The 3,583-nt window shown below is 55.9% G+C and carries 6 protein-coding genes; all 6 read left to right on the top strand.

The genetic code is table 11. The features are described from left to right. A partial coding sequence (locus HMPREF0372_RS07270) for an AAA family ATPase (protein ID WP_007490265.1) occupies nucleotides 1–1,313 on the top strand: 1,313 nt, incomplete at its 5' end. Between the two features lie 227 nt (nucleotides 1,314–1,540). Then, complete coding sequence (locus HMPREF0372_RS19645; RefSeq protein ID WP_155116983.1) at nucleotides 1,541–1,717, top strand: hypothetical protein; 177 nt, start codon at nucleotides 1,541–1,543, stop codon at nucleotides 1,715–1,717. Then, complete coding sequence (locus tag HMPREF0372_RS07265; RefSeq protein WP_007490263.1) at nucleotides 1,710–1,901, top strand: hypothetical protein; 192 nt, start codon at nucleotides 1,710–1,712, stop codon at nucleotides 1,899–1,901. Before HMPREF0372_RS19645 ends, HMPREF0372_RS07265 begins: the two co-directional genes overlap by 8 nt. 1 nt (nucleotide 1,902) lies before the next feature. Next, nucleotides 1,903–2,283 carry a PDDEXK family nuclease gene (locus HMPREF0372_RS07260; RefSeq protein ID WP_007490262.1) on the top strand — a complete coding sequence of 127 codons (381 nt, stop codon included), beginning with the start codon at nucleotides 1,903–1,905 and terminating at the stop codon, nucleotides 2,281–2,283. After that, entirely contained in the window at nucleotides 2,243–2,437 is a 195-nt protein-coding gene (locus HMPREF0372_RS07255; protein ID WP_039996865.1) for a hypothetical protein, read from the top strand. Before HMPREF0372_RS07260 ends, HMPREF0372_RS07255 begins: the two co-directional genes overlap by 41 nt. 439 nt (nucleotides 2,438–2,876) lie before the next feature. After that, the gene (locus HMPREF0372_RS07250; protein ID WP_007490260.1) at nucleotides 2,877–3,500 is read left to right on the top strand and encodes a sigma-70 family RNA polymerase sigma factor; all 624 of its coding nucleotides are present in this window, start codon (nucleotides 2,877–2,879) and stop codon (nucleotides 3,498–3,500) included. Nucleotides 3,501–3,583: the final 83 nt, after the last annotated feature.

The raw sequence follows: 3,583 nt of genomic DNA, 5'->3' as shown, positions 1-3,583 counted from the left end.
AGGACTATGCCCAGGAAACCGCCGTCGCCCTTCACGGGGCTGGCTCCAGCGTGAAGGTATTAGACCTTGCCCGTGTGTGGCCTGAAATTCCAGAGCATGGAGATGTGTCTGATATGCTCCTCCAATTTGGTGAGGAAAAGGCTTGCGCCATGATAGCGCAGCTTATCAGCACAACGCCACAATGGGAACCGCCTCCGCCAGAGGTAGACCCTTTGTTTTCCCTGTTCAAATCACTGGAGGACTTTCCAGAGGAAGAGGCGAAGTGGCTTATTCCGGGATGGATACCAGCGGGGCAAATATCGGTTATCGCGGCGGATGGGGGAATAGGAAAAACCACATTGTGGTGCCACCTGATTGCGGCATTGAGCAACGGCATAACCTGCATACTAGACCCGCCGGGATATAACCGTGAGCCCATGAAAATTATGTTCCTGACCACGGAGGACAGTGTAAGGAAGAAGCTGCGGAAAAAACTGCGCCTTGCCGGGGCCAACATGAAAAATATCATTACCCCGGATTTTGTCGGAGATCGTTCCGGGATGCTCCACAAGTTGAAATTCGGTTCTGAGGAATTGGAAAGGGTGCTGCGCCACTTCCGCCCCGCACTATGTGTCTTTGACCCGATACAGGGCTTTACCCCGCCTCATGTCAACATGGGGAGCCGGAACGAAATGCGGGATTGCACTGCCCAGCTTATCACCATCGGGGAGGACATCAACACAACGGCGCTGATTGTCTGTCACACCAACAAGCGCAAGGGGGCCAGCGGACGCGACCGTATTGCCGACAGTGCCGATATATGGGACATTGCCCGTTCTGTGCTTATGGCTGGATTCACTGAGGAGCAGGGTATACGCTACCTATCCAACGAGAAAAACAATTATGCCCAGTTGCAGGAAACCATTCTTTTCTCCATTGACAGCAATGAACAGATACACAAAGAGGGGACAAGCTGGCGGCGGGATCGTGAGTATGTCATGGGGGCGGAACAAGCCAGATCTTCACCAGTGCGGGAGGATTGCAAGGCGTTCATTATAAAAACGCTACACGAAGCCGGAGGAGCTATGTCGACAGCCGATCTGGACAAGCTGGCTACCGCTGCGGGGTATAGTTTCACCGCCGTAAAAAGGGCAAAGCAGGACTTAAAGAAAGGCGGGAGCGTGAAGTATTTTCACACTGGGGGAAACGCTGCCCGGGTTTGGCATATTCAAGCCCTTGTGGAGCCGGAGAACGGCGGTTTCGAGGAACTTCCAGATGACACCGAAACACCCTTTGACAATGCTCTCCCGTCAGACCTTTCAAAAGTGGTATAGTACAGATTTTTTCTTGTATTATCAATGGTTTCCGTATTTGCCCCCCCTGGTATTGTACGGCACTAAATGGCGAGTACGGGTTTTGTATTGGAGGGGGAGGGTACAGTACGCAACGCCTTGTGCTGCAACGGTTTGGCCGTATTATACCACCCTGCGTCTCTCTGACGGTATGGGGGCGAGTGAAAAACAAAGTGGTCAAGTGAAAATTTTGAAAGGAACAATAGCTTATGGAACAACTGATTTGCCCGCTTGATGGGAAAACCTGCGAGCGGGATTGCCCAGACAGATACGGGGAGGGCGGGTGTCTGCTGACTACCGCCCAGGAGTTGGGCGCAAAGATTCTTGATTTTGGCGGTGTGAATGTCGGAATGATGTTTCTGCCAGGAGATGATACAGATGGATGATAAAATGGTGATCTGCCCGCTGCTGAGCATAGGGAAAGATTTTCCTGTCAAATGTCTGGCCGATAGGTGCGCATGGTATGTTCAGCATGGCACCTACAGGGGAGGGGTAACCGGCGGGGATTGCGCCTTAACTACGATGGCCGACAGCATGGACGGCGGACTTTTATGCATCGGCGGAGGTTGATATGGGGGCTAAATCGCAGAGAAAGGGCCGTTCTGGAGAACTGGAGCTTGCCCGGCTCCTCCAGGGATACGGCTACGACGTGCAGCCGGGACGGGCGCAGAGCTATGGAGAGGTGCCGGACTTGTCCGGCCTCCCCGGTGTACATATCGAGTGCAAGCGCAACGAGCGGCTGAATGTACCGGAGGCTATGGCGCAGGCCGTCCGGGACGCGGAGCGGTTTCAGGATGGAGCGCCCACCGTGTTCCATAGGCGCAACCGCTCCGGCTGGCTGGTGACGCAGCGCCTTGAGGACTGGATGGAAATCTCCCAAAATCTCACACATAAAAAAGGAGAACTGAACCATGAACGAAAAGACTATTCAGATCATCCCCGCCCCCTCTAACCTCATGTATGCCTATGACGGAGGGACAGCACAGCCCGTCGCCTGCCTTGCTCTGGTGGAGCTGGCCGACGGCGACCGCGAGATCAGAGCGATGGGCCTGACGAACGGCGAGATTTTCGAGGAGCAGCCCGGAGCAATCCTTTTCTTTGATTGAGGGGGGAATCGCCCTCAGCATGTGTCGCATTTCACGACGGTAGGTCTGGAAAGGATGGAGGCCCGCAGGGGGGTGCAAATCTGCACCTCCTTGCTATAGGGCAGGGGGTGGGCCACGAGGTAGCTATGAGCGACTTCCCGCTTTTGCAATCAGGGGGTTTTTGCCCACGTTGAGGTTTCCCAAAAGAGGAAATCCCCAAATTGGGCTCTCCTCCTGGTGGCCCCCAAGTGGTACGGTTCATACTGAGCCCAATTATGAGCCCAGTGGTCAATAGCTCGAACGAATTTCGTACGCGCCCCCAGCACGAGGTCAATGGTATTGACTTTGTAAGTGACTGATTGTTACTTGCAAAAAAAGAAACCGCCCTCAGCAGTTGAGCGCGGCCCGGTAGTATGTGAGCTTGTCACCCACATTCTATCACGAAAGGGGCGGCGAGGCAATGAGTAATGAAGAACTAGCGGTGGCGATCCGAGCGGGAGAGCGGGACAAGCTCATGGAGCTTTGGGGGCAGGTGCGGCGGCTGGTGCATGATATGGCATACAAGCGCCTGAGAGCCACAAACGGGGCCGGGGGTGTCACGCTGGACGATCTTATGCAAGCGGGCTTCCTGGGCTTCCCGGAGGCCGTGAGGGCCTATGACCCGTCGGCGGGGTTCCGGTTTTCCTCCTACCTCACTTACCCGGTAAAATCGGCGTTCAGTGAGGCGGAGGGGCGGCGGAGCGAAAAGCAGAAGCGCGACCCCATTTTCTCCGCCGTCAGCATAGACGCCCCGCTCGACAAAGGAGAGGGTGAACCGCTCACCCTGGCCGACGTGATACCAGACCCACATGCGGCGGAAGCCCTGGAGGGTGTTGGAGTATGGGATACCCTTCACAGGGCTGTGAACGGGCTTCCAGAGGGCCAGAGAGAGGAAATCCGGCGGCGGTATTGGCTCAACCAAACCACGGCGGAAATCTCGACAGCCACCGGCACACCGGAGAAGGAGGTGCGCAAGCTGGAGGCGGCAGCCCTACGGGCCCTGCGGCATCCCAGCGTGTCACGGATGCTGCGGGAGTATCGGTAAAGCCGTGAGGAAGCCGGGAAGACCCCGAGATTTCCGAGGCCCTAAAAGGGAAACGAACAACGAGCGAACAGAGAGAAAAGCCC

It is taken from the genome of Flavonifractor plautii ATCC 29863 (assembly GCF_000239295.1).
GTDB lineage: Bacteria > Bacillota > Clostridia > Oscillospirales > Oscillospiraceae > Flavonifractor > Flavonifractor plautii.
The sequence above is the reverse complement of the archived record's forward strand: the minus strand, read 5'-3'. Positions and strand labels throughout refer to the sequence as shown.

Bases quoted from the DNA above. Each gene is read 5' to 3' on its own strand.
- HMPREF0372_RS07250 (WP_007490260.1), top strand. From the start codon at position 2,877: ATGAGTAATGAAGAACTAGCGGTGGCGATCCGAGCGGGAGAGCGGGAC.
- HMPREF0372_RS07260 (WP_007490262.1), top strand. From the start codon at position 1,903: ATGGGGGCTAAATCGCAGAGAAAGGGCCGTTCTGGAGAACTGGAGCTT.
- HMPREF0372_RS07255 (WP_039996865.1), top strand. From the start codon at position 2,243: ATGAACGAAAAGACTATTCAGATCATCCCCGCCCCCTCTAACCTCATG.
- HMPREF0372_RS19645 (WP_155116983.1), top strand. From the start codon at position 1,541: ATGGAACAACTGATTTGCCCGCTTGATGGGAAAACCTGCGAGCGGGAT.
- HMPREF0372_RS07265 (WP_007490263.1), top strand. From the start codon at position 1,710: ATGGATGATAAAATGGTGATCTGCCCGCTGCTGAGCATAGGGAAAGAT.